The sequence below is a fragment of the Acetobacter garciniae genome, assembly GCF_017377735.1.
In the GTDB taxonomy this organism is placed as follows: domain Bacteria; phylum Pseudomonadota; class Alphaproteobacteria; order Acetobacterales; family Acetobacteraceae; genus Acetobacter; species Acetobacter garciniae.
Genome location: NZ_JAFVMH010000009.1, coordinates 22,749 through 46,840 on the forward strand (window position 1 = coordinate 22,749; position 24,092 = coordinate 46,840).

Annotated in this window: 27 protein-coding genes and 1 pseudogene; 7 read left to right on the plus strand and 21 right to left on the minus strand. The window is 56.7% G+C overall.

The window, feature by feature from the left end; genetic code table 11:
• Positions 1-111: 111 nt before the first annotated feature.
• From J2D77_RS17550 to J2D77_RS14290, 6 genes are all read right to left on the minus strand, one after another.
• Positions 112-1,881, minus strand: a complete 1,770-nt coding sequence (locus J2D77_RS17550; protein ID WP_331000132.1) for a relaxase/mobilization nuclease domain-containing protein — start codon at positions 1,879-1,881, stop codon at positions 112-114.
• A 536-nt stretch (positions 1,882-2,417) separates the two neighbouring features.
• The gene (locus J2D77_RS14270) at positions 2,418-3,146 is read right to left on the minus strand and encodes a lytic transglycosylase domain-containing protein (RefSeq protein ID WP_407927105.1); all 729 of its coding nucleotides are present in this window, start codon (positions 3,144-3,146) and stop codon (positions 2,418-2,420) included.
• A complete protein-coding gene (locus tag J2D77_RS14275) occupies positions 3,082-3,420 on the minus strand; it encodes a DUF736 domain-containing protein (protein ID WP_207846984.1) in 339 nt (112 codons plus the stop codon). The genes J2D77_RS14270 and J2D77_RS14275 overlap by 65 nt, the downstream gene beginning before the upstream one ends.
• Positions 3,417-3,956 (minus strand): S26 family signal peptidase, encoded by a 540-nt coding sequence (locus J2D77_RS14280; protein WP_207846985.1) that lies wholly within the window; start codon positions 3,954-3,956, stop codon positions 3,417-3,419. Before J2D77_RS14280 ends, J2D77_RS14275 begins: the two co-directional genes overlap by 4 nt.
• Positions 3,953-4,420, minus strand: a complete 468-nt coding sequence (locus J2D77_RS14285; RefSeq protein WP_207846986.1) for a DUF2840 domain-containing protein — start codon at positions 4,418-4,420, stop codon at positions 3,953-3,955. Before J2D77_RS14285 ends, J2D77_RS14280 begins: the two co-directional genes overlap by 4 nt.
• Entirely contained in the window at positions 4,417-4,665 is a 249-nt protein-coding gene (locus J2D77_RS14290; RefSeq protein WP_062106304.1) for a helix-turn-helix transcriptional regulator, read from the minus strand. Before J2D77_RS14290 ends, J2D77_RS14285 begins: the two co-directional genes overlap by 4 nt.
• 70 nt (positions 4,666-4,735) lie before the next feature.
• On the opposite strand from J2D77_RS14290, the gene J2D77_RS14295 reads away from it, so the two are divergent.
• Positions 4,736-4,930: a hypothetical protein gene (locus J2D77_RS14295; RefSeq protein WP_207846987.1), complete on the plus strand. Its 195-nt coding sequence runs from the start codon at positions 4,736-4,738 to the stop codon at positions 4,928-4,930.
• 7 nt (positions 4,931-4,937) lie between these two features.
• Here J2D77_RS14295 and J2D77_RS14300 read toward each other — a convergent pair whose 3' ends face one another.
• The 3 genes and pseudogenes from J2D77_RS14300 to J2D77_RS17355 all read right to left on the minus strand — a co-directional run.
• Positions 4,938-5,573 carry a DNA -binding domain-containing protein gene (locus J2D77_RS14300; RefSeq protein ID WP_207846988.1) on the minus strand — a complete coding sequence of 212 codons (636 nt, stop codon included), beginning with the start codon at positions 5,571-5,573 and terminating at the stop codon, positions 4,938-4,940.
• Complete coding sequence (locus tag J2D77_RS17635) at positions 5,515-5,676, minus strand: transcriptional regulator domain-containing protein (protein ID WP_220556089.1); 162 nt, start codon at positions 5,674-5,676, stop codon at positions 5,515-5,517. The genes J2D77_RS14300 and J2D77_RS17635 overlap by 59 nt, the downstream gene beginning before the upstream one ends.
• Before the next feature lie 382 nt (positions 5,677-6,058).
• Positions 6,059-6,517, minus strand: a pseudogene (locus J2D77_RS17355) (DNA methyltransferase); the annotation flags it as partial.
• Positions 6,518-6,880: 363 nt separating this feature from the next.
• Here J2D77_RS17355 and J2D77_RS14310 point away from each other — a divergent pair.
• From J2D77_RS14310 to J2D77_RS14320, 3 genes are all read left to right on the plus strand, one after another.
• Positions 6,881-7,069, plus strand: coding sequence for a hypothetical protein (locus J2D77_RS14310; RefSeq protein ID WP_207846989.1), 189 nt, complete (start codon positions 6,881-6,883; stop codon positions 7,067-7,069).
• A 63-nt stretch (positions 7,070-7,132) separates the two neighbouring features.
• Positions 7,133-7,318 carry a type II toxin-antitoxin system prevent-host-death family antitoxin gene (locus tag J2D77_RS14315; RefSeq protein ID WP_457851410.1) on the plus strand — a complete coding sequence of 62 codons (186 nt, stop codon included), beginning with the start codon at positions 7,133-7,135 and terminating at the stop codon, positions 7,316-7,318.
• A 25-nt stretch (positions 7,319-7,343) separates the two neighbouring features.
• Entirely contained in the window at positions 7,344-7,601 is a 258-nt protein-coding gene (locus J2D77_RS14320; protein ID WP_230975834.1) for a hypothetical protein, read from the plus strand.
• Between the two features lie 184 nt (positions 7,602-7,785).
• Here the strand turns inward: J2D77_RS14320 and J2D77_RS14325 are convergent, their stop codons facing one another.
• Entirely contained in the window at positions 7,786-8,166 is a 381-nt protein-coding gene (locus tag J2D77_RS14325; RefSeq protein WP_207846991.1) for a hypothetical protein, read from the minus strand.
• A gap of 47 nt (positions 8,167-8,213) precedes the next feature.
• Positions 8,214-8,432, minus strand: a complete 219-nt coding sequence (locus tag J2D77_RS14330) for a hypothetical protein (protein ID WP_207846992.1) — start codon at positions 8,430-8,432, stop codon at positions 8,214-8,216.
• 322 nt (positions 8,433-8,754) lie between these two features.
• Here J2D77_RS14330 and J2D77_RS14335 point away from each other — a divergent pair, with 322 nt between their 5' ends.
• Genes J2D77_RS14335 through J2D77_RS14345 form a run of 3 tightly spaced genes read left to right on the plus strand, consistent with a single transcriptional unit; the run spans position 8,755 to position 11,139 of the window.
• Positions 8,755-9,018 carry a type II toxin-antitoxin system RelB/DinJ family antitoxin gene (locus J2D77_RS14335; RefSeq protein WP_207846993.1) on the plus strand — a complete coding sequence of 88 codons (264 nt, stop codon included), beginning with the start codon at positions 8,755-8,757 and terminating at the stop codon, positions 9,016-9,018.
• Positions 9,011-9,355 (plus strand): type II toxin-antitoxin system RelE family toxin, encoded by a 345-nt coding sequence (locus tag J2D77_RS14340; protein ID WP_207846994.1) that lies wholly within the window; start codon positions 9,011-9,013, stop codon positions 9,353-9,355. The genes J2D77_RS14335 and J2D77_RS14340 overlap by 8 nt, the downstream gene beginning before the upstream one ends.
• A 32-nt stretch (positions 9,356-9,387) precedes the next feature.
• A complete protein-coding gene (locus tag J2D77_RS14345; protein WP_230975835.1) occupies positions 9,388-11,139 on the plus strand; it encodes a recombinase family protein in 1,752 nt (583 codons plus the stop codon).
• A gap of 403 nt (positions 11,140-11,542) precedes the next feature.
• Here the strand turns inward: J2D77_RS14345 and J2D77_RS14350 are convergent, their stop codons facing one another.
• The 10 genes from J2D77_RS14350 to J2D77_RS14395 form a co-directional block, all read right to left on the minus strand.
• Positions 11,543-12,679: a recombinase family protein gene (locus J2D77_RS14350; protein ID WP_331000131.1), complete on the minus strand. Its 1,137-nt coding sequence runs from the start codon at positions 12,677-12,679 to the stop codon at positions 11,543-11,545.
• A 1-nt stretch (position 12,680) separates the two neighbouring features.
• Positions 12,681-12,908, minus strand: a complete 228-nt coding sequence (locus tag J2D77_RS14355; protein ID WP_207846995.1) for a hypothetical protein — start codon at positions 12,906-12,908, stop codon at positions 12,681-12,683.
• Positions 12,909-13,539: 631 nt separating this feature from the next.
• A complete protein-coding gene (locus J2D77_RS14360) occupies positions 13,540-13,977 on the minus strand; it encodes a Fur family transcriptional regulator (protein WP_207846996.1) in 438 nt (145 codons plus the stop codon).
• 588 nt (positions 13,978-14,565) lie between these two features.
• The gene (locus J2D77_RS17555) at positions 14,566-15,171 is read right to left on the minus strand and encodes a DUF2285 domain-containing protein (RefSeq protein WP_207846997.1); all 606 of its coding nucleotides are present in this window, start codon (positions 15,169-15,171) and stop codon (positions 14,566-14,568) included.
• Entirely contained in the window at positions 15,134-15,346 is a 213-nt protein-coding gene (locus tag J2D77_RS14370; protein ID WP_207846998.1) for a transcriptional regulator domain-containing protein, read from the minus strand. Before J2D77_RS14370 ends, J2D77_RS17555 begins: the two co-directional genes overlap by 38 nt.
• Positions 15,347-15,568: 222 nt before the next feature.
• Positions 15,569-18,118, minus strand: coding sequence for a TonB-dependent siderophore receptor (locus J2D77_RS14375; protein WP_207846999.1), 2,550 nt, complete (start codon positions 18,116-18,118; stop codon positions 15,569-15,571).
• 131 nt (positions 18,119-18,249) lie between these two features.
• Complete coding sequence (locus J2D77_RS14380; RefSeq protein ID WP_207847000.1) at positions 18,250-19,212, minus strand: FecR family protein; 963 nt, start codon at positions 19,210-19,212, stop codon at positions 18,250-18,252.
• A gap of 97 nt (positions 19,213-19,309) precedes the next feature.
• Positions 19,310-19,813, minus strand: a complete 504-nt coding sequence (locus J2D77_RS14385; RefSeq protein WP_207847001.1) for an RNA polymerase sigma factor — start codon at positions 19,811-19,813, stop codon at positions 19,310-19,312.
• Positions 19,814-20,707: 894 nt separating this feature from the next.
• A complete protein-coding gene (locus J2D77_RS14390) occupies positions 20,708-21,535 on the minus strand; it encodes a hypothetical protein (protein ID WP_039905403.1) in 828 nt (275 codons plus the stop codon).
• A 68-nt stretch (positions 21,536-21,603) separates the two neighbouring features.
• Positions 21,604-23,919, minus strand: coding sequence for an AAA family ATPase (locus J2D77_RS14395; RefSeq protein ID WP_006559854.1), 2,316 nt, complete (start codon positions 23,917-23,919; stop codon positions 21,604-21,606).
• Between the last annotated feature and the right edge of the window lie 173 nt (positions 23,920-24,092).

The following is a 24,092-nucleotide window of genomic DNA, read 5'->3' on the forward strand; positions in this document are numbered from 1 at the left end:
GAGGGGTTCTGGCAATCGTGACGCTTTCCGTCACCGCTGCAAGCCGTAAACAGGGGCTGTCGTACAATCGGCGGTGTTTACGTAAGGAATAGGTATGGTCGCCTTGTTTCCCTACAGCCCCAGCCCGCGCGAGCGTCCGATCTGCCAGCCGAGTCCGCCGTCTTCACTCACCGAAAGCGTCATGTCCCGGTTGCGGTATCGCCCGATCTCGGGCTTCCAGGGCACCAGCGCCATCTCATAGCTGTTCTCCATCAGGGCATAGCTGCCGCTGGCCAGATGCACCGGCCCTGACAGCTTGCCGGAAATGCTCTCGAACGGCCCCATAGGCCGCAGGGCAAGATTTTTCCGCGCGGCCATCTCCTGCCCCACACGCTCGACCTCGCGCGCCTCCAGCGTCGCCAGCAGGTTGCGACGGTAGCGTGTGGCCCCGTCAGGATCACGGATGGCATCGCCCCGCTCGATATGGTGCGACTGACGCCGGGTCATGGCCTCCCCGACCTCGCGCCCGAAGCCCGCCGCCGCGCGGTCGCCGTCACGACCGGACACCAGCCTGCGGTCCAACCAGGTCGCGCCGTCCGAACCGATCTGGGCCTCCAGGTCCAGCGTGGACAGCAATCTGACCATAGCCTTCGGGGACCGCGCCGCGTCATAGGCGACAGCGCGTTGCGCGAAATCCTCGGGGATGTGCCAGTGATCCGCGTCCAGCCGCTCGACGATGGCCGCCCGACGCAGGGCCTCCAGCCGCCGGACATGGCCCTGCACCAGTTCCTCGGGGTTGCCTTTCCCCTGCCAGCGGTCAAGCTGCAACCGATCCAGATGCTCCGAAGGTCGGTAAATCCCCTCCCGCGCCATCGCGGCGATGGACCGGTCGGACGGACGCTCGCGGACACTGCCCGCACCAATGCTGACGATGGCCCCGTTGCTTATGTCCTCCACCTGCGCGGGATCGAAGCCGGGAACGTGATGCACACGCCCGTCGATCCCGTCCACGACAAGAGACAGTTTTTCCCCCAGTTCATCGCTGAGATGCCGGTCAATCAGCCGCCCCACAACGGGCGTGTCAGGCACCTCGCCATGCAGACGGAAACTCGCCGGATCGCGCTCCTGATCCGGGCCACGTGCCTTCAACGCGCGATGCATCTGCTTCGTGATATCGCCCTGCTCGCCCAAGGCTCGCAGGGTGTCCTCCAGCCTGTCCTCCAGTTCCCAGATGCCGGGTGAGGTCTGTTGCGCCAGCCCCATGCGTTCCAGCTTCGCCAGACGCGACAGACGCAGGCTTCTATCCACCCAATCGGACGATCCCACCTCAACGCCGGGCCGCATATCGACACGCCCCTCCTGTGTCTGCTCCAGCAGGGCGCGATCCAGCCGCGTGAAACGGTCCTGGCCGATCTCGGCTTCCAGCTTCCGGCGCTGCTCAATCTCGGTGACGGGGCCAAGTTCCAACGTCACCAGTTCGGAGGCGCGTTCGCGAATACCCTGGCCCATATACTGTCCGTTGATGACCAGATTTTCCCCGAGATCATCGCGGCCATTGATGACGACATGGACATGCGGATGGGCGGTGTTGAAATGGTTCACGGCCACCCAGTCCAGAGGGGTGCCGAGATCGGCTTCCATCTGCTTCATCAGGTCGCGCGTAAAGCCCGTGAGGTCCGATAGGCGCTCGGCGTCTTCGGGCGAGACGATCATGCGGAACTGATGTCGGTCGTCTGCCCCGCGTTCGAGAAATGCGCGGCCATCGGCGCGGTCGATATCCGCGCCATAGAGGACGCCGCGCTCGCCATCGCGGGAGGTTCCATCGCGCTGGATATAGCGCAGATGGGCGGCGGCCCCGCCGCCCTTTCCGGCCTGCCGCACCACCCGCGCCTTCACGGTCACCCGCCGGCCCCCCCGCTGCTAGTGCTTCCATCCCGCGACGCCACGGGCGCGGACAAAGGACGCGCCCCGCCCCCGTCCGACACCCTGCCGGATGGGTGCGGCACGCCCTGGACGACGGGGCGCTGGCGACGCCCCTCCCGCCTTCCCGGCGGGCGTCAGGGAGCGGGCACGCGCCTGCCCACGCCGCCTTTGGAGCGGATACGTCCCGGACGGGGGCGGAAGCCAGTTTCGTCATTCCGGTTCATGGAAATCCTCCCCCGACAGGGCGGTTTTCAGGAAGAGTGCCAGCGTGATGTCGGAAAACCGCCATTTCTGAAAGATCGCGGCACGCGGGCCTGTTTTGAAGAGTGCCGGTCGGAAATCCCCCAACCCCATGTGCAGACAGAGAAAAATCCGGCCCGCGACATCAGGAGTGCCGGATGCCTTTATCTTGCCCTCGCTCTTTCTGTTCTTACACTACCACAAAACGATCTTTCACAATACCGAAGAATCCACGCCAGACGCCGCACGAATACTACAAACCCACCGGAACCGCGTCAGCGTGCGCTCTTTTGCGAGAGGGGGACGAACAGGCTGGCGGGTGATGCGCTGGAAGGCATGGCGTGAACAAAAATCGGCATCACCTGCGCCGCGTCCTGGGCAACGCTTCGGGATGCAAAAGGACCGACGAAAATTGGACTCCCGGACAGCGTTTCGCGTGGCGTTCGCGCTGTAAAATCCACGCCGGAAATCGTGCCACCGATCGACTCTCCATGTAGCAGCCGGATGACTTTCGCAACGTATTTTCTCGTCTCGTCGGGCAGCGTTTTTCCTGATGTCAGAAGCTGTTCATACCGTCCGGGACCGGCATTGTAAGCGGCAAGAAAACCAGCATCGCCGTAGCGGTCATGCAGCCACCGGAGATACGCCGCACCTGCGACAATATTGTCGCGCGGATCGTATGGATCAGCTCCAAGATTCAACGCCGCACGCAATTCCCGCCACGTCTCGGGCATGATCTGCATGAGGCCCATCGCGCCCCTGGGTGATATCGCAGACGCATCACTCTGGCTCTCCGCACGCATCACCGCCGTGATCCATGCAGGCGGGATATTCGCCCGCGCGGCGGCCTCGGTAACATAGGTCTCGAATGGTGCAGCGCAAACAGTCTGCACGGGCATTGCAATCCCGCTGCAAACTGTCAGCACACCAAGCGTGTTTTTAACGTGACGCATGACGTGGATCAGGTCGGTTCCAGACCAGCCGGAAACTGTCGGAACCGTCACGCTCGGGCATCAGCCGGGCACGCAAGGGAGAAGCAAACAGCGGATCGTCGATCAGCACGGCCAGCCACAGGCCGATGCGCTCGTTCTGCCGTACCCAGGCACAGCCGACCTGCGCCGCATCGTCTTCCAGACCACGCAGGACGCGATAATCGGGCGCATTTTCCGACGTGCGGTTTACGTTCGGAACGATGGAGAGATCGTCGGCCATCAGGAAGGTGATGATCTGCCCGAAAAACCCGTTGGCCGTGTGCGTGAAGGTGCCGAGATGGATCATGACCGATCTCCTTTGGTGTGGGGAGCATGAGAAGCGGGAAGCCACAGCGGGACCGCGCGCCCGATCACCGATGCAGCAGGAAGCGGGCCGAAATACCGTCCGTCGAGGCTGCGCGGTTCCGCCGGGTTCATGACGAAAATCTCGTCCGGTCCCAGCCAGTGACAGCCCTGCCAAACGGGCAGCGGGCGTCCGCGATGGTCACTGGCCAGCGCGTCGCCAGCACGTTCGCCGTCGATCGTGACGCTGCCTTTTGTCCGGCACACGTTTTGTCCCGGCAAAGCCGCGACAGGCTTCAGGAGCGGGACGCCGAAGGGCAGATACCCGCGCGACGACAAGAGCAGCGCCAGCCGGTCGGGCAACCGGATCGCGGCCATATCTCCGACATGGAGCGCGCTGCCGGGACGCACCCGATACAGCCCCACCGGGACGCTGGCCGTCTCGTTCCAGAGCAGCTTGGGCGCGACATGCACGGCGGCGGACGCACCAACCACCAGCACGGCAAAATATGTGCCGAAGAACCAGGCACGCCGGGTCATGACAGAAGCCTCCTGCGCGCGAGCCACGCCTCATGGCGCTCGCGCGTATAGGGTGAAACCCGCTGTCCGGCGGCAATCCGCGCGCCTACCTGCCGCCAGTAATCGGGGGATATGGCGGACGGATCGAGGGCCATCGCCTCGATGGCGTCGATCGCTTCCAGCGCGCACCGGACCTTCGGCCAGCTGGACAGAGCGAGTAGCGATTCAGCGCCGGGACGGACGAAGGGAATGGTCTGGAACGGCTCTCCCGCGTTCACGGTCCGCACGATGTCGAGGCAGAAGATGACAGTGCCATAATCGTTGGCGGTCCAGCGGACGAAGGCGAACACGCTGCCCGGTGCGAAGCGCATCAGCCTTCGACGGCGGTCGAGGATACGATCCTCCACGGGATGGCCGAAGCGCAGCCATTGCTCGATGCGCTTCTCGATCCAGGTCAGTTCAACCTGGGCCAGCGCGGCGGTCATGGCGTCTCTCCCGTGCGCCGGGCGGGGATTTCACCCTGCGGGCCGCTGCACCGCCGCGCGCCCGCGTTCAGCCACGCGGTCAGGTCGGCGACGGCATAGACGACGCGGCCACCGATCTTGTGATAGATGGGGCCGGTGCCCATCGAGCGGTGCTTTTCCAGCGTGCGCCCGGACAGGCCCAGAAAATGCGCCGCCTCTGGGGTGCGCAGCAGGCGCGGCGGCATGGACTCAGGCAGATGAATCATGATTGTGTCCTTCTCGTGGGGGGGGGGGCGTCCGACAGGGACGGCCCGACACGGGAAGGCTGGCTAGGAAATGGCACTGTCGGCATGGTCGTTTTTGGGGGAAACAGAAAACGTCCATCACTCATTTGCCGCCGTCTGCCCGCTTAACCACGCGGAAATCACCAGAGATACGATCGAAAAACTGACGGTAAAATCGAAAGGTTTACATGTCAGACTGGATCACGAGCGGGTTTGCGCGGCGATGGCGGCATGGTCGGGGTACTGACACCCTGTCAGGGGCGCGAGCGGCGTCTGCTCCCGCCCGCCTGCCATGTCAGAAAGCGTCGATAGCCTCCTGCCAGTGTCCGCCGTCCGCGCGCCAGCGTGCGCCGCACCAGCCCGCGCGCGGCATTGTCGCTCCATTCGTCACGCGACCGCTGGTATCCGAAAAGGGTCTGGCCGATGTCCCATTCGCTGGCTCCCGCTGCCTTCGCATCCATCGCGGCGAGGGACTGGCGATACAGAAGTTCGGTGCGCGGTGTCATGGCGCGATACGGTCCCGGATCGGCCCGACCGGAAAGGGCGTGGCAGAAGCGCAGGAAAGCCCAGGCGCGCACGCTGCCCAGATCGTCAGGAACAAGTGCGGCGCTGTACTGCCGCCCGGCGACGGGTTCCTCGTCCAGCCAGAACCGATGCGTAACTCCCCGTTCGGTCCAGATCAGATAACAGCCTTCGGTGTCGAGGTAGCGTCGTGCGGCGCTAAAAACAGACCACGGCACCGTCCGGTGGCTGGCACCAAGACGCGCTGGTGCCGGTTCAAGGGGAATAATGAGCGGGAGAAACTGATAGAGCCAGAACAGACTGGCCTTCTCAGTTGAAAGGGCGGGATCGACCGGAACAAACCAACCCCCATTTATGCGCGAGCGCACGAAATTCCGGCGTGTCCGGCATAAGTCTTGACCAGAGTGCGTAATCATGCCGGTATTCAGGCATCCGGCGCAGATATTCCCAGGCGAGTTCTGTTTCCGGCATGAGGGACGCTCCTGCTCGGGCCGTAACGGCACGGAGAACGGGTCCAACATCATGATTTTTCGCGGATTCCGGCTGTAAAGCGCCATTTTCAGATCATTTGATTACGAAGCCAGATCGACGGGATCACGATAAATAACAAATGGAGGGGCCGCAGGCCCCTTCCGCTCGCGGCGCGGGAGTGTCGCGTTGTCACGGCAAAAAATGGGTCGTGGTGATGCGCGATATTGAGTGCGGATATAAAGAACAATCGCGAGTCGGGCTTGCCCGGCGAGCACCGCACGCGCGGGCCATCGGGCCGCGCGTCCCCGCCGCCGATCCGCCAGGATCGGCGGCGGGGCTGTCCCGCAGCGGGTAAGAGGCCGGAAAGAGAAAAAGCGGGGGCTTACGCCGCCCGCCTCTCGCCCCAGTAGGCCAGCCGCCGGGAGGCTGTGGCGGCGTGGGTTTCGTCTAGTTCCATGCCCAGCCAGTCGCGGCCAAGATGCTGTGCCGCGACCAGGGACGAACCGGAACCGCAAAACGGGTCTATAACCAGCCCGCCAGCCGGGCAGAACGCATGAATAAGGGGCAGCAACGCCGCGACGGGTTTTTGCGTCGGGTGCATTTTGTTGCCGGAATAGGGCATGTCGATCACGTCCGGGATGGGCTGGCGGGGGAGTTTCGCGTCGCCCTTGGCCAGCAGGTAGGCCGCTTCGTGGGTGTAGCGGACAAAGCGGGCAGATGACGCATAGGACTTGCGGAAAATGATATGTCCCACGGGCCGGAAGCCTGCCGCCTTCCATGCCGCCATGAACAGGTCAATCCGGTTCCAGGCATAGAAAGACGCGGCAAAGCCGCCATCTTTTTGCATTGTCGGTCATGTCCCTGACTCCTTGGCTGGTAAAATCGCCGGTGGAAGCACCCTGCGTGCTTCCCGGAGGCGGGTGACCGCGCGGGAGAGTTGGGGACAAATGACAGCGGGAGTGGCCGGGGTGCGCGCCAGCGGGGCAACGCCCTGCGCCGTCGCGCGGCCCTGCTACTCTGTAGGCGGCGTTTGGGGGAAGAGAGGCGAAGGGCTTTTCTTCCCCGTCTTTTCTTTGTTTTGAGGTCGCTGTTTTTACGAATGCGCCGATAATATCCGCATGGCACCGCACGGCATCTTTCGCGTGCGTCCAGTCCTGACCATGCTTGTCCTGAACGGGGTCAACCGACCGGACGGGACATGCCCATGCGCGCGCCGAAGCAAAAATTGCGGATCACGGTAGTGCCGCGCGAGGCACCACCTGCCAGCATGTCGGCGAATGATGTTGCGTTGCTGCTCGCCCGCCTGATCGGACGGCAGATCGCCCGTGAACAGGCGTCACAGGTAGCCGTGAAGCTCCCTCCCCCGTCCAGTCAATGCGACAATTCTCGCTGAAAGACGGTTTATACGTATAATACGAGCATCGTCATTCCAGCAGGATATCCGCCAATGCCCACCGTGGGTGTCCTCGAGTTCCAGCGCAAGTTCGGCGAGTTCCAGCATCAGGCCCAGCGTGAGCCGGTCGAGATTACCCACCACGGTCGTCGCGAATATGTACTGTTGTCCGCCGATCATTATAACTGGCTCCGCGCGGGGGCAGGATCAGGACAAGGATCGTCCCGCCTGTCTCGTCGCGGCCAGTGATAGTCTCCAGCGACCCCGCTATGTTGTGCTCCTACCAATCACCCACACGCCGCCTTCGGGCGATACGGTTGGGATCGAGATACCGGCGGAGGTCAAGGCGGCGATCGGGCTGGATGATGCGCCAAGCTGGGTGATTGTCTCGGATTACAATGTCGACGAATGGCCGAGTGATGGCGTGTCGCCGGTTCCCGGCAAGCCGGGCAGCTTTGCCTATGGCTTTATCCCGCTGGATCTGTTTGCCCCGATCAAGGCGGAGTTCGTCGTCCTCCCCGTCAGAAGATAAAGTCTTACCTTACGTCTCTGACACTCAGAATACCGACAAAAAAGATGATTACACCCATTGTGCCCACAATGGGTGTAAAAAAATGAAATACGCTTGACAATATAAAATATTATATTTTTATGACAACATTATAAAATAAATATATCATATTTCTCATATAAAAAAAATTTATATAATTCTTTATTTATGACCGACCCATTGAACTAAGGGGGTAATTACTTCCATTTTCTTTAACGCGCACTTCAGTTTCAACTTTTGCCCCAAATTTTATTTTCTCACCAACAACCTTGCCAGTTTTTACATCCCATTCATCAATCAAGCATTCTAGCATTTCCCTTTCCAAAATACTTTCCATTTCTCTCCATTCCCGATTGCCACCTTTGTCCTCACCCAATCGATAAATATCAAAACTTGATATTCTATTATCGTTTTCATTATCTCTAGAAACGTCTACTATAACAAGTTTATTGTACCACTTCACCACATCGGAAGTATCAAATTTGGGCTGCATTTTTTCCTCAAAAATTCTATTGAAGTCTGTATCCGGAAAGAAAATCTTATCCACAGAAATATTAAAAAAAGCCCGTTAAATAAACGGGCCTTTTTTTGCGATTAAACATTACGCCAATGATCCGGGATTCTCTTATCATCCAAATGACGCACACGTGCTACATGAGGCACATAGCCACGTGCTTTCGCCCACTGAATTCCCTCAGCTTGAGTATTAGTAGAGTGTAAAACGCTACTTGCTTGATCCTCAACTACATAATGAGAAATTGGATCACCATCACGTCCGCGAGGACGAGCCTCTACGTAAACAGATTTCGACATAATAATCTCCTTCACAAGCAGACATGGTATTTGTATCTGGTCATTTTAAGATCTGTAGGTATAAATAAATTGCAATGCAGTAAATCATATAACGCATACCGTGCCATTTAAATTTAATAACTGAAATATAGATATCCACGGTTACGATAAAAAAGCAGCCACTAAGTTGTCCGCACATTGATGTCGGCCTAGCTTTCGTACACCTGACCCACCGCCAACTTTCATGTCGCAGCAAAACAACGAAGCCGTGTCGTAGTTAACGTTTTTTCTTCCAATTGTCGCACAAATGTATTACGTTTGTATTGACATTAAGGAGGTAACTATGTCTGCCGTGACGTTCCGCGTCGATGATGCTCTCAAATCCACTGCCGTTGCTAAACTGGCCGCGCACGGCCTGTCTCTCTCCGATGTCCTGCGCGATACGCTGGCCTATATCGCCGAGACCGGCCAGCCGCCGGTAAAGCGGCGGCTTGTGACCGACGAAGATGCAAGGCTGATCGAAATCGTCCGCGAACGCCTCACCGATCCCGCCCCCCGCCACCGCATGACGCTGGCGGAGCTCAAGGCCCGCCATCCCGATGACTGAATACGCGATCGAATTCGATGATCGTGCACTTCGGGAGTGGGACGGGCTGGACGGAAGCATTCGCAGGAAATTCGAGAAAAAACTCGAAAAACTGGTTCTGAACCCGCATTCTCCCAGCAATGAACTGCACGGCGATCTTGCCGGATTCTACAAAATCAAGCTGCGACAGGCCGGCTATCGCCTTGTCTATCAGGTCGTGGAACAGCGGATCGTCATCTTCGTCATCGCTGTGGGACGCCGCGAGGATAATGAAATTTACACGGCGGCAACCGGGCGCGTCCCAGAGACGCCAGCCGATCGGACAAAGCCGCCCAGTGGTAAACGTCGCAAAAGATAAACCATACGCAATTACACGCCAGGAGACCCGCCATGACCCGTGTCGCGCTCTATGCCCGCTATTCCTCGGACAACCAGCGGGCGGCCTCGATCGAGGACCAGTTCCGGCTCTGTGAAGAGCGCGCCACACGCGAGGGCTGGCAGGTGGTGGATTACTATCGCGACGCGGCCATCTCCGGGGCCAGCATGATCCTGCGCCCCGGCATCCAGACCCTGCTGCGCGACGCCCAGGCCGGGCAGTTCGATGTCGTGCTGGCCGAAGCGCTGGATCGTGTCTCCCGTGATCAGGCAGACGTCGCCACCCTGTTCAAGCGCCTGCAATTCGCAGGTGTCCAGATCATCACCGTGGCGGAAGCGGAAATCTCCGAACTGCATGTCGGCCTGAAAGGGACGATGAACGCCCTGTTCCTCAAGGATCTTGCCCTGAAAACCCATCGCGGCCTGCGCGGGCGGGTCGAGGCGGGCAAATCTGGTGGCGGCCTGTGCTACGGCTATCGCGTCATCCGGCAATTCGATGCACATGGCGAGCCGATCCGGGGTGATCGCGAGATCGACCCGGTGCAGGCGGAGATCGTCCGCCGCATCTTTCGCGAGTTCGCAACCGGGCGCAGCCCGCTTTCCATCGCCAGCCGCCTGAATGACGAAGGTATCCCCAGCCCCACGGGCGGCAAGTGGAACAACACCACGCTGCGCGGCAACACCCTGCGTGGGACCGGCATCCTCAATAACGAGTTGTATGTTGGACGGCTGGTGTGGAACCGGCTTCGCTACCTGAAAGACCCACAAACTGGTAAGCGCGTCTCGCGGCTGAACCCGCAATCGGAGTGGATCATCACCGACGTTCCCGAACTGCGGATCATGGACGACGATCTGTGGCAGTCCGTTCGTACCCGGCAGGCGAAGATCACCGAGAAGGGGGCGGTCATCAGCGCGGGCATCCGCGCTTCGAACAGTCGCCTCAATGGGCAACGTCGCCCGAAGTCCCTGCTGTCGGGGCTGGTGTTCTGTGGTATGTGCGGTGGTCCCTGCTCCATCCGGGGTGGCTACCGCTTCGCCTGTTCCAACCACATGGATAACCGCTCCTGCACCAACAAGGCCACCATCCGCCGCATGGAACTGGAAGAGCGGATGCTGTCCGGTCTGAAAGACCGGCTGATGACGCCGAAAGCGGCGGCGGAAGCCATGCGCTCCTATGTCGAGGAAACCAACCGCGCCAATCACGAACGCCGCGCCAGCACGGCGGGATGGCAGGCGGAACTGACCAAGCTGCGCAAGGGGCTGAAACAGATGCTCCAGGTCATCGAGGACGGCGGCTACACACGCGGCATGGTCGAGCGCATGCGCGAGATAGAAGCCCGCGAGGACGAACTGGTCGCCCTGCTCGCTGCCCAGCCTCAGGACGTGCCGGATATCCATCCCAATGTCGCGGCGATCTTCAAACAGAAGGTCGAACGCCTGACCGAGACGCTGAACCATCCCGAGGACCGGCAGGAAGCGTCCGAGGCCATCCGCGCGCTGATCGAGAAAATCATTGTCACACCGGGCAAGGTTCGGGGCGAGATACACGCCACTCTGCATGGCGAGCTTGGCACGCTGCTCGACTTTGCGGCTTCTCGTGGCAACGGAAAACTGGCTCAAAAGAAAAACACTCCCGAAGCCGAGGCTTCGGGAGTGTCGGTATCGGGTATTGCGGGGGCCTGCGACCGCCGCCGTCATAAAGCGGATTTCCCTCTGGTTTCCGTTGGCATGGGCGAGATCGAGGATACCCATCAACTCGCCGCGTAGGGAGATATGAACCTCGCCCCGCTTGTCGCCGGGGTTGAGCACGATCCCACCAATCAGCGAGCGGATGGCCTCCGCCGCCTCCCTGCCCCCGTCCGGATCGTCCAGCGCCTCGGTGAACCGCTCCACGTTGCGCCGGTAGTGCGTGGCAATGTTGGGATGCACGTCGGGAATATCCGCCGGGGCCTGCGCCAGACGCTCCATGATCTCCGCCTTCTGGCGTTCCAGATCATCCATGCGGGCCTTCATGGAGGGCTGATACATCCCGTCCTCGATGGCCGTAATGATAGCCCGTATTGACCGGTCGATCTTGTCCAGCACCTTGCGGTCCGCAATCGCCTGGCCCCGCCGCTCATGGTTGAGGCGGTTCACTTCCTCTGCAAACGCCCGCACCGCCTCGGCCACGCTATCGGACGACACCAGCCGGTCTTTCAGCCCTACCAGCACCCGCCTCGATCCGCTGGCGCGGGATGGTACGGTTATTGGCGCAGGTGCCCCGGCGGTGGTGGTTCAGGCAGCCAAACCGGCTGTTGACAATCATGCCCACCTTGCCACCACAGCAGCCACAGGTGAGCAGCCCGGAAAGAAGGGAGACAGGCCGGTTCGCCAGATGCAGCTGCCTTGCGCGGCCTTCCAGCGTGTTCGTCGGGCATGGGCCGACCTTCGCCGCGATGGCCGCCTGACGGGTTCTGACGGCCTGCCACAAACCATCATCCACGATTTTGAGATGTGGGACTTCGGTCCTGATCCACTGGCTTTCCGGGTTGGGACGCGAGACCCGCTTACCAGTGCTGGGGTCTTTGATGAAGCGTTGGCGGTTCCACACCAGCACGCCCGCATAGAGTTCGTTATGGAGGATACCCGTCCCCCGCGAGACATGCCCCCGGATGGAGGTATCGCCCCAGGCGCGACCCAGCGGGCCGGGCACCCCCTCCTTGTTCAATTCCACCGCAATGGAACGCGGGCTTTGTCCGGCGGCGAAAGCGCGAAAAATACGGCGAATGGTGTCAGCTTCCTCGGGGATGATCTCACGATCCCCCCGGATCGGCTCGCCATTGGCGTCCAGCTTTTTGACCACGCGATAGCCGTAGCAGAGGCCACCGCCCGCCTTGCCCTTCTCCACCCGGCCCCGAAGCCCGCGATGGGTTTTCATTGCGAGGTCTTTGAGGAACAGCGCGTTCATCGTGCCTTTCAGGCCGACATGCAGTTCCGAGATTTCCCCCTCGGCCAGCGTGACGATGGAGACACCTGCAAAACGCAGATGTTTGAACAGGGTCGCTACATCGGCCTGATCGCGCGAAATGCGGTCCAGCGCCTCAGCCAATACCACATCGAACTTCCCGGTCTGCGCATCCCGCAGCAGCGCCTGGATGCCGGGCCGCAGGATCGTGCTTGCCCCTGAAATGGCGGCGTCCTGATAGGTCTCCCCAACCCTCCATCGTTCCCGCGCTGCGTGCTCACGACAGAGGCGAAACTGGTCCTCGATCGAGCTTTCGCTCTGGTTGTCCGATGAATAGCGGGCATAGAGCGCAACACGGGTCATGTCAGCTTTCTCCTTCCGGCCTGTCCGTCCCGTCCGGGCCATCGCCGGGAGGGGGATGATTGTCGTTGGCGGCGACATGCGCCGCGACATACTCCCGCGCCATGCGGCGACCGATCAGCCGGGCGATGCTGAACGCCACCCGGTCGAGTTCCTGCCGGGCGTCGATCGGCCTGTTATCGTTGGCCGGGACACCGGGTGCGCGGCCTGGCGCGTCGTTCCTGTCTCCCATTGGTTGCGTCCTTTCCGTGCGGGAAAGGGAAAACCTCGGGGATACGGCCAACTTACCGCAAGACCTCATGCAACACATAGAAAAACCGTGCGGCCATAGAGAAGAATTACTTACATGAGCGTAAACGGATTTCTTGCACGAAAGCAGCACCCAAAACGAACAGTGCCAGCACAGAATGCGCCTTTCCGCCATTTCTGGAAACGGCTGGCTCGTGTCTTCAAAAAGATGGCACTCTACGGAAACTCCTCAACCTCATGTGCAGACAAAGAAAAATCCGGCCCGCGACGTCAGGAGTGCCGGATGCCTTTATCTTGCCTTCCTCATTCTTCCTCTTTCCGGCCTAGGCTTTCCAGATTCGATGCCCTTCACAAGCTGGACAATCCACCTTCCACCCGATCCATTTTTTGCCAGGACAACGCGACACTTCACGCCGCGAACGGAAGGCGTCGGCTACGCCGCCGCGTGTCCTGTGTTGTCCCTTTATGGGGCGCATTCAGCCAGTGCTCCGGCGTCCAATGGACGGCCTACGGCGCTCCCGCGCTGCGCTCGCCCAGAGCCAGAAAAGACAGCAGAACCGGGCATGTCCGCATAGCTCAGGACGCAAGGAGCCGGAGAGTTCCCCCGCACATCATCAGGCACGTGCTTTTCCCGTTCGCCCGTAAATTTCCAGTCGCGTCGTGACCAGATCATATCCCATCCGCTCCGCGATTTTCTGCAAAAGCGCGTCCAGTTCCTTATCGTGAAATTCCTCCACCTTGCCGGACTCAACGTCGATCAGATGGTAATGCTGTCCATGATCGGTGGCCTCATAACGGGCGCGACCCGTGCCAAAATTCCGACGCTGGAGAATGCCCCGTTCCTCGAAAATCCGGACCGTCCGATAGACGGTGGCAACCGAAATTTTCGGATCAATCACGATGGCCCGACGGTACAGTTCCTCGACGTCGGGATGGTCATCGGCCTCGGACAGCACATAGGCGATCACACGCCGCTGGCCAGTCATTTTCAGGCCCTTCTCGCGGCATCTTTCCAGTAGCGGCGAGTCAATGTCATCGTGCGTTTTTGTCATACCCAGAGCGTAACCGTTGCCCCTGTTTCAATCCACGTCCAATGATGCAGACACCCCGCCACCGAATGACAAAATCCGTGCAGATCAGCGGCAGAACGAGCACATATTGGCCGATCTGTCAGAGATAGAAAACCAACCAGTTCCCGTCAGAAATTTTGCACCCAACCTCCACACCGAACGCTGTTCGGGAGTTAGGTTTCGCACATCTGACGAACACGAAAACGGGGAAAAAATTACACGGTCTCTTGCATCCCCGAAGCGGCCCGATACGCAGTTTTTCGCCCGCGATCCGGTCGATTTCCGGCCAGAACGTGAAAGAGCATATTCCAGCGCTCCCGGTCGCAGGATCATGCTATCGTGGCGCGGTCTTTTCGGGGTGATTTCAGGTATTCGATAGATACAGGGAAGAGAAGAAAGAGGAAGGCAAGATAAAACGACCTGCCACGTCGGGCGACAAAGCGCGATCGCGCCTTGTCTTCTTGTGTGCAGGTCTGGTCGGTCGTGTGCAGGATTTTCAGTTCTCACGCAGTTTTCTGCTTCTCTGATCTGCACAGAGGCTATTTTTAGCACAAAACGTCTTTTCCCTGATCATCCTTCCGTACGGAGAGCAACATAACCCCCTTCGACCAGACGCAGCCCTTCCGCCGTCCAGTCTCTGGCGGACCGTCGCCAGCCATGATCGATCCATTCATGATTGGAAAGTGTCAGCGCCCGTGGGTTGATCAAACGGGCCGCAATCTGGCGCTTACCAAAGCCCGCGCGGTCCATATCGAACGCATGCAGACAGCGGATCAGATGCAGGGACCGGAACGGCGTAATGACCGGCGGAATACGGTGAGGAATACTGAACCCGAGATATCGGAACATGAAGCGTCCCGCCTCGTAATAACGGCTCCTGAACAGGGGATCGAGCGGGATCACCACCGCAGGCCGTTTCATGACGTCAGGGCTATCCATCAGGAAGGAGAACGTCCCGAAGGGTCCAGCCACGGTCACGCCGCGTCCGGCGTCATCTTCATGATCCAGCAGGACACGACCCAGAGCTTCGAAATTCAGCGACAGGAAATCGGAAAAGCCACGTGGTGCTTCTGTCAGACTGATGATGCGCGTTGTGTCTTCCCTGCGCCAGATCACAGGCTTGCGGGTGATGGGAATGTCAGGATCGTGGACAAAAACGCAACCCCCATCGGTCACGGAAAGCCGCCCACAGGAGAGAGGGATTGTCACTCGCCCCTGCTCGTAGGCCGGTATCGCGATAGTCGCTGACATAGCGGGACCAGCGGCGCATGAAGGCCCCGGCAAGGGCGGAGGCTGACAGAGTCCTGAGGATGGCCAGATCGGCCTCGGAATGCCAGATGTCCAGTGGCATGGGAGACGTCCCTTATCGGCGGGAGAGCCACCGACCGGGCGCGACGAACCACGCCGCGCACATCAGGCAGCCCCGCGTTTTTGATTACATGCAGACTTCACGCGTGTTGCAGCGTGACCTCACGGATATTGCACACCCTCGCCCGCCGAATTTGGCATGGGCGTGCAATATAAAGTGTTAGAATTTCAGGCGGAAATCGCGTGGGTTTTGGCGGGAGAAATTTCACCAGTTGTAAGTCAAACTACCATAGAGGCGCCGCCCTTGACCAGTATAACAAAATGAATCGTCGCATCTTGTTAGATAATACTTATTTGTTAGATTTGAAACTGCGAGTTGTGCTTTCAATCCTTTAAGAGTCGAAAATTGTTGACCAAAATCATAATGCGCGCCGATATCAAACAATATATAAGAAGGGCTTTTGAACGACTCAACATTATCTACGTAATTCGACCCTACATATCTCATACCCCAATTGATACCAAGTCCTTTAGCAATTGTGGTAGGAACTGTATAATCCGCAAATACCGAGAACATGTTTCGTGGCATTTGTGGCACGACTTTACCTTTTTCAGAAATGGCGTCACCGTAAGAATTTCCGTAAATGTCTACTCGTTGCGCCGTCTTATTCGTCTTAGCGAAACGAATATCAGTATAAGTATAGGATGCCACGAGCCGAAGGTCTTTAGTGATATTCGCATTTGCAGAGACCTCAAATCCCTGAGAGCGCACTTTACCAACGTCTGAACTAAATCCAGAGTGTTCCAGATCACTTATAAGATAGTGGTCTTCGTCAATACGAAAAGCAGACGCTGTAAGAAGAATATCCTTACTTGGTACCTTATATTTCAGTCCAGCCTCCATCTGCTTCCCCGTCATAGGAGAGAAGGGTTTTCCCAGATAATCTGTCGATCCGCCTTGAGGAATAAAAGATGTCGAGTAACTGAAATAGGGCGAGAGGCCAAATTTAGTATTATATATCAAACCAGCTCTCCACGTGAACGCATGTTGCGGCTCTGGTGCTTTCCCTAGGCTCGATTTTGTTATAGTGTGAGAAGAATTATCGTTATTAACAGAATATCTCTTCTGGTTATAATTTACCCAGTCTTCACGCCCTCCAAGAAGAACAGATAAGCCTTTCCACTTAATTTGGTCCTGAAAATAAACTCCCTCCTGAAAATAATTATAGGGCCCCGTGCTTCCATAGACTTCACACGCGGCCGAGTGAATATTTACACATACAGGGGTATTCGTCGTTGGGTTATATAAATTTTGAGTATAATCTTGCGTCCAATCATAATATGCATTCTGCATATATTCTAGTTGCCTGAAATCAGAGCCAACAACCCAAGTATGTTTTATTTCTCCTGTAGAAACGTTTCCATAAATACGTGAGTCCAGCCCTACAGTTGTTGATCGTGAATGAATTGACCACGGACGAAGGCCTACATCGGAGCCGTCGTATCCGGTAGTATAAGTATTTTCCGTATTATTCTCTGATTTTTCATACCTGAACGTCTGAGAAAACGAGATAAATCTATTGAAGTCATGCTTGAACATATATTCAAACATCGCTTCTTTCTGGCCTTCTTCATTGTAGCTTTTATAACCAGTAAACGTACTTCGTGGAATACGACGACAATTTCCATTCTGAATTAAAGTGCCGCAGATAGGATACTGTAAGTAATTCGTGCCATCCCCTGGTGTGTACATATACATACCAAGTAAAGTCAGTGAGGTCTTCGGATCAATATCCCACGTGATTGATGGCAAAACTCCCACCCGATGATAATCAATGTGGTCAACCTGTGTTCCGGAGGTTACGCCGATTGCCGCCACACGATAGCGTAGATTGCCACTTTTTGTGATCTTGTCGCTTGTGTCTACTGTCGTTTCATAGCGTCCCCAACTTCCGAAACCCAATGAAACCTGATGTAACGGCGTATCAGTTGGTTTTTTGAGGCTGATCCCTATCATTCCGCCTGGATTGGTCTGTCCGTACATCACAGACGCTGGACCATTCACCGCTTCGATCCGTTCTATAAAAGCCGTTTCGCCCGAACTTGCACTATTGAGTGCCAAACCATCGACAAATGATGTTGTAGAAAATCCTCGCTGCAATATTCCGCCAGCGCTTCCTATAATTCCTCCACCATTACTGTAATTTCCATCTGCTTCTGAATATACACCAGGTGTATAGCGGAGCGCTTCAACCACATTCTGAGGCTGCTGGTCCTGCATCAGTTGCTTTGTCACGACATAAATCGAATTGGGAATTTCCGTGAGTGGTGTATCGGTTTTGGTTCCGGCCATCGTACTTTCTGCAACATAACCCACACCAGGGCCGGTCGGATCCTGATGCGCAACAGTGCCACCCACGCGGACAGGACCGAGGGTGATATTGGCTGACACTTTCTTAATAATAACGCTATGAGAACCTGAAACCTGATAAGTAAGACCTGTTCCAGCCAGCAAACGAGAAAGAGCGACATCAGGCGCAAAGTTACCAGCCACACCCGGACTGTTCATTTTTGCTGTGAGAGTATCGGGGACTGATATTTGCCACCCACTTTGGATACCAAAAGTGGTTAAAGCGTTCGCCAAAGGCTGCGGGCTGATTTGAAATGACTGTGTGGCAGCAGATACAACCGGCGCTGCCGTGGCGGATACCGTCCCGATGGCTACGCCACCCAACATAGTCGATGAAGCAAGAAATAAAGCTCTTCGCGCCCAAAAAGCTTTGGAATAAGAAACTGTCCAACCTGTCCGCGCCATAATCTGCGTGCCCCTTCGGCCATGTCCATCCTATTGAGGCTGCGATCACTATATGAGAATGACACGCATTTTCCTCGTCATTGTGAACACGAACGAGGAGGCATTTTTAATCGCACCGGGGCGAAAAAAAATTAGCGATTAAGGATAGTCATCCAGGGTGTGACATTCCAGATACGCGCATTCTGGCCATCTGCCAGCGTCTGGAGGGCTGATCGTGCGTCAGAAAGCTTATACAACCCGCTTACCTTCTCAGCACCAAGATCGTAGCCATGCACCAGGACAGTCCCACGCAGATAGTGACTTAACACCCCGACCACTTCGGAAACAGGCTGACTATGAGCAACATAGAACCCCTGCGCCCATAAACCGACTTCCTGCGGAACGATAGCGTCCGTTACACCCTTCCCGGCCTTCACTTGAAACATCTGTCCAGCATCAAGCTGCACCGGAGCGTCATGAGAGGCGACATTCTCAACCGAGACGCGACCTTCGCGCACCGCGACAGCTTCTGTTACGGTTCCGCCTGCTTTCACATCAAACACGGTGCCAACATCTGTAATCGTTAATTGACCAGCAATCACCCTAAAAGGATGGGCCGAATCATGCCTGACGGTGAACAGCGCTTCGCCCTTCACCAGGCGCACTTCACGCTGTCCTTTCGTATAATCTGTATCAATGGCGCTCTCTGGAGCCATGACAACCTGGCTGCCATCAGCAAGGACAACAGTGCGAGTTTCCGCCCACCCGGTCACATTGTCCGCCCGCAAACGCAGGAGTGCATCCGGTCCCCAGATAATACCTACCAGAGCGGCAGCCGCAGCGAATGATACTGACGCGATAAACCGCCGACGAACAGCGGCTGCGCGATATTGCAGAACAACGGGAGACGTCGTGTCCTGAGTTGGTTCCACTCTGCGTAGAACGGACATGGTATGCGAAATCTGCGCCCATTCCCGTCGGCGCTCAGGCTTTTCCTGAAGCCAGGCCTCAAAGCGCGCCTGAAGGTGCGCGTCATCAGGGTCGTCACGCAATACAAGAAGCCATTCCGCTGCATTGGAAGGCTGAAACTCATTAACCTCATCCTGCACGTTCATGGACAGATTCCTTCCGGGTAGCCATTGCCCCTTGGAGCATTGCAATAGGCCCCAACAAGAACACGTTCATGGATAACTGTTTTCGTCCGATAAACAGTCATTCAGACGAATAGAGGTGCTTGCGGCAATGCTCCAGCCCCTGCGCGATGATGCGATGTACGGACCCAATAGGAATATCAAGCTCAACTGCAATTTCTCGCAGCTTCCACCCCTCGAACCGACACAACAAAACAGCTCGTTTTGTTTTCTCAGGAAGCCCGTCAAGCGCAGCCATAACTGCTTCTAGTTCCTGACGGCCAGACATATTCGTCTCCGCGTCGGCTGTAGGAGCCGGAACGGAATCTGTGGTGCTCTCATCCGCCTGCACGAAGCATTGCCGCTCACGCCCCTGCGCCCGATACCTGTCCACGGCCAAGTTGCGCACAACACGATATAGAAAATGCAGAGGTTTCTCGGGCTTCTCAGAGGACTGGCACCTGATCCAGACCTCCTGGAGCAGGTCTTCGGCATGCACATAGTCGCCCGTTATCCGGGCTGCGTATTTCAACAGATCACCGCGATTGGCGAGGTAGCATGTCAGCAGGTCACTGTTGCCCGCCACCGAAACACCTTTCCACACTCACTCCGGCCCAGCTACACGGAGCCGCCCTCTAAATAAGAACCGTTCGCATTTTAATTACGCGAAGGTTGCTCTGAGGGCAAGGAGAACAGATAGAGACCCGCTGCCATAGGCCCGATAGGGCTAACGGCAGCGGGTTCTACACGTCTATGATGAGGGATTTATGATGGAAGTGGTTGCGGGGGCACGCAAGCACCGATTCCCACATTCACTTCAGGCAGCAATATAAACCAGTTATATCAGTCTTTAGGACTTTTATCGATTAGCGAGGCATGCACGGATGCTCCAAGCTCGCTCTTCTGGCGATGAGCAGTGGCTTCTACTATGACAAACAGAGGGCTGTCCACGACTGCTACGCGACGCTCGAACTTCTTTCACGTACCCTCCCGGTGAGTGGGCGGCAAACGTTCCCAGCCTTGCTCGCCTCAGCCAGAAGGAAGACCATACGCTGTTGGGCAGAAGGCTCTCCCTTTGACACGAAGGATGTTCTCAAACAGCGCGGATATCGCTGGAGCGGCGGAGAGAACGGCACGCCGCGCTCATGGTGGATTGATGTCCCCGATGCAGACTTCCTAACTGAAAAGGCATTCTTATGTGCCGAGATATATAAGCGCGATGCGACGTTTCCGACCGCGGAGATCACGGCATTCAATAGGTATTCCGAACGGGTTAGACCGGTGACATGATTGGTGCGATTTGAACCGCTCCGCTTTTCCCAGAGCCTTCAAATCTGCAGTGGCGGGGGATGTCCGCTCACGCCTCTTCGCAGACCTTGCCGGCTAAATCTTCGATTCCAGAAAGCGGACATGAACGCACGAATTACGAACGTTGGTCTATGCCGATCCCGGCGCGGTGCAGTGCTCGGCGGGTGTAAGACTAAATTCGACCTGGGCGAACGAAGCGCCGTGCACCCGACCTCAAGAGGCCCGTTACCGGATCAACCCTCTGCCCAAGCTGGTCTCGCCATTCGACCGCATTGAGCATTGGCGACACCTCTACCTCCAGCCCATTGAGGAACCGACGTTCTCCGATGACGAGGCCGATTTGTTCGGGCGGACCACGGGTGTAAAGCGCCGCCAATTGGGGCGCGCCTCCAGACAGGGGATCGTCGCCCGAGATGATAGCATCTTGGAATGCGGAAAGGATCGCCCGACTGCGGTTGCCGATATCGGAGACCAACCATTTGATCCGATGCTCTCTTGCTGCATCCTGACCTGTGCCGAAAGACTCAATAAGCCCGGTAGTCGCCGGAATGGCGATAGGCGACGACGTGCACTGCCGTTCGGTGATATTGTAATCAATCCTCCATGCACGAAACTCCGTATTCGGCCAATCAGCCGAGCGCATCAGGTGGTGGATGGTGAAGTCGAGGGAGGGTGTCGCAACAGTCGTCGCTACGCAGCGCCGAACCGCGCCGAGCACCGCTTGGTGCTGTTCGTCCGCCGTCGCAAGTGGATCGATCAAGATGCCCGCCTCAATCGCCGCCGACACCTGGCCTAGGATAAGACTCGGAAGGACAACATCGCCACAAAATCCGAAGAGATGTGGCGCGGTTGTTACCGCGAATACCTTGCGACCGCTGTCCCATCGACGGTCGGCGGTATTCCAAGTGATCCTACTGTCAGACGCGAGATAGACAGCGCGGGGCTTGTCGGGGGATTCTCCGGTGTCGCTGAAAGACACCCAGGAAAGGAGTGTGGTCAAACTGTGCCTCTCAGGACGATGTCATATAGTGACGTACAACAAAGTATCTAATGACCTGTTGCACAATATCATACGGCACCGCGCGTAAGATCACGGACCATTCGGCAGTAGATTTTAAGCTCCTCAACGTTCGTTTCCTCGTTCACGCTTCCAGATACCGGGGCATGATGGAAATTCCTGGTATAAAAATTGATTTCTTCTAGTGTTTCTAAAGCTGCCTTATAAACATAATCTGCCTGAGCACTCTTCATAATTCGGATGATGCCGTCCAGCGTTTCGCTCTGCGTAAAGCTCTGCGGGTCTGCCTGTCTATAGAAATACTCCAATACCTTGCGGAGCAACGCGCGGATTTCGGGCGGATCGCCAACAGTGTCGTCGAGAAAGTCGAGCATTTTTGTACGCTCGGTTTCGTGCCGCGGCAGGGTCGAAGTCTCTATATCGAAGCGCGTTAACGTTGAGATGCCCGGCGCGCCGGTCTGAACGGCAACACATGTAATAAGAGCATGATCGATGCGTTCCCACAGGAGCCTAAGAAAGGCTTTGTCGTGGGAGAGGACAATGACCTGTTTGGATTTAGAAACCAATTTCTTGATTTCGTTTGCCGTAAATGTTCGGCGGAATTCATCAAGGCTTGTAAACGGATCGTCCAAAACGACAATCGTTTCCGCAAGACGTGAGTCCGATGCTAGTGATGCCAAGAAAAACGCGAGAGCCAAAACCGATTTGTCACCCGTTGACAGAGTGTTCCGGAAACTTGGTTGAGCAATATTGTCGTCACCGCTTCGTGGAGGAACACGTACATTCTTTATCAAAATGTGATATTCTGCAGCCGGTTCTTTGCTCCGGAAATTTGGCTTCTGGTAGTCGATTTCAAACCCAGCTCCCAGTCTATGTAGATAGGTGTTAATATTTCCACCTAAGGTCGTCGCTACGGTATTAGAATATGTAGTTAACTCGGCTCGACGTCTGGCACGCTCGTTTGTGTAACGGGTCTTATTCTCATCCGCCTTCTGTCGGCTAAGAACGGCCGTTTGAATTGTCGCGTCGGCCCGGAGGCGCCGCGCGTTCAAGAGTGCAAGCTGGGCTTTCAGGTTGCCAAGATTACCCGCCGCGTATTTTGCACGCAAAGCATTGAGCGTTGTACGATGGGCCTCAATTTCTTCGTTTAACGTGAGAATACCTTTCCTTCGCTCGCTCCAGATCGCAAGTGTATTTTGCAAATCTGGATGCGCTACTGGCTCAGCTAGATCTTCTTGTTTCAATTCAAAAAAACGGTTGAGGGCGCGTGCGCACTCCTCCAGCTCTCCTATCAACTCTTTGACTGTATCGCTGTTGTCTTCTGGCGCCAGTACCCCTGTGAGGGTACACCAAGCCTGCCAACGGCTCGCGTTCTCTGCCAGCTTACCCAGCACCTGTTTTTTAAAATCTCCATTAATATAACGCTGAAGCGTAGCGCGCCGCTTGCGAACCTCAGCTGAGAGGAGTTTGTATTGATTGCTAAAGAATACAGTATAGGTATCTATAAGCGTACGATCTGCCAAAAACTGGCCACAAAAGGCGCATTTATCCGAGTTCTGATATTGTAGCCCAGCTTCAAGCCATGCCTCTTGGGGCAAGACAAGTTCATCACCCTTTGCAAGCTGCCTGCTATGCTTTGCAATGTGATCATGAAGCGCCTGATGAGCGCCAGTGGCCATGTCGTCAATTCCACGATCAAGGACATTCTGAAAGATAGCGGCCTCAGTCGGCACGTCCAAGGCGTCAGGAAGCGTTAGTCGGGCGATCTCCGCCGATTTCTCAACGATCCCGATTTCGGTTGTCTTCTCGTCGATTAAGCGAATGATTGCATCGTCGGTTTCGAGAGCAACAAAGGCTGGGAGCTTCAATTGAACGTTGTGCGTTCGCAAAGCCGCATTTATAATCGCCTCGGCATCTCGGAAAGCTTTATCGAATTCATTGACCTGATCGGTCAGTTGGTCGATAGCTCGAACCAGCAAAACTCCGGTCGATCCAATCACGATACCATATTGTCGCTTGAGATGATCCAAGGACACTGCATCGCCGGAATAGACGTTATCGTTAATGAAACATTGGTCATACACCGCTATCATCGGCCTGTGACCTGTCCATACTCCTAAAGAATATTCTGCTGGCAGCCTTTCGAAAAGAAGACGGACCTTCTGAGTGCCGGCACTTGCAAGCGTCTCCCGGCCTTCTACGATCGCGGCAGACCCGGTCGCGGCGGACCGCAGGAGATCCGCCAGTGTAGACTTTCCCCAGCCGTTTTCGCCGAAAACAAGCAGGACTTTCGTGAACGTAATCCGCGACGCCTCAAGGCGTTCAAACCGACCGACCTTTTGAACTTCCAATATCTTGCTGAGCATCGCGTAATCCGGCACATGGTTCGGCCGGTTGCACGTTCATCGTTTCAGTGATGGACCCGAAGCGGCAGTCCACTATGGCTTTAACCCGAATTCGTTCGCAAATCGAGCGGAAACAGAGGCACGTTCCTTTACCCTTCGGACTGTCCGCGTCATCAGGTTTGCTGGACAACGAA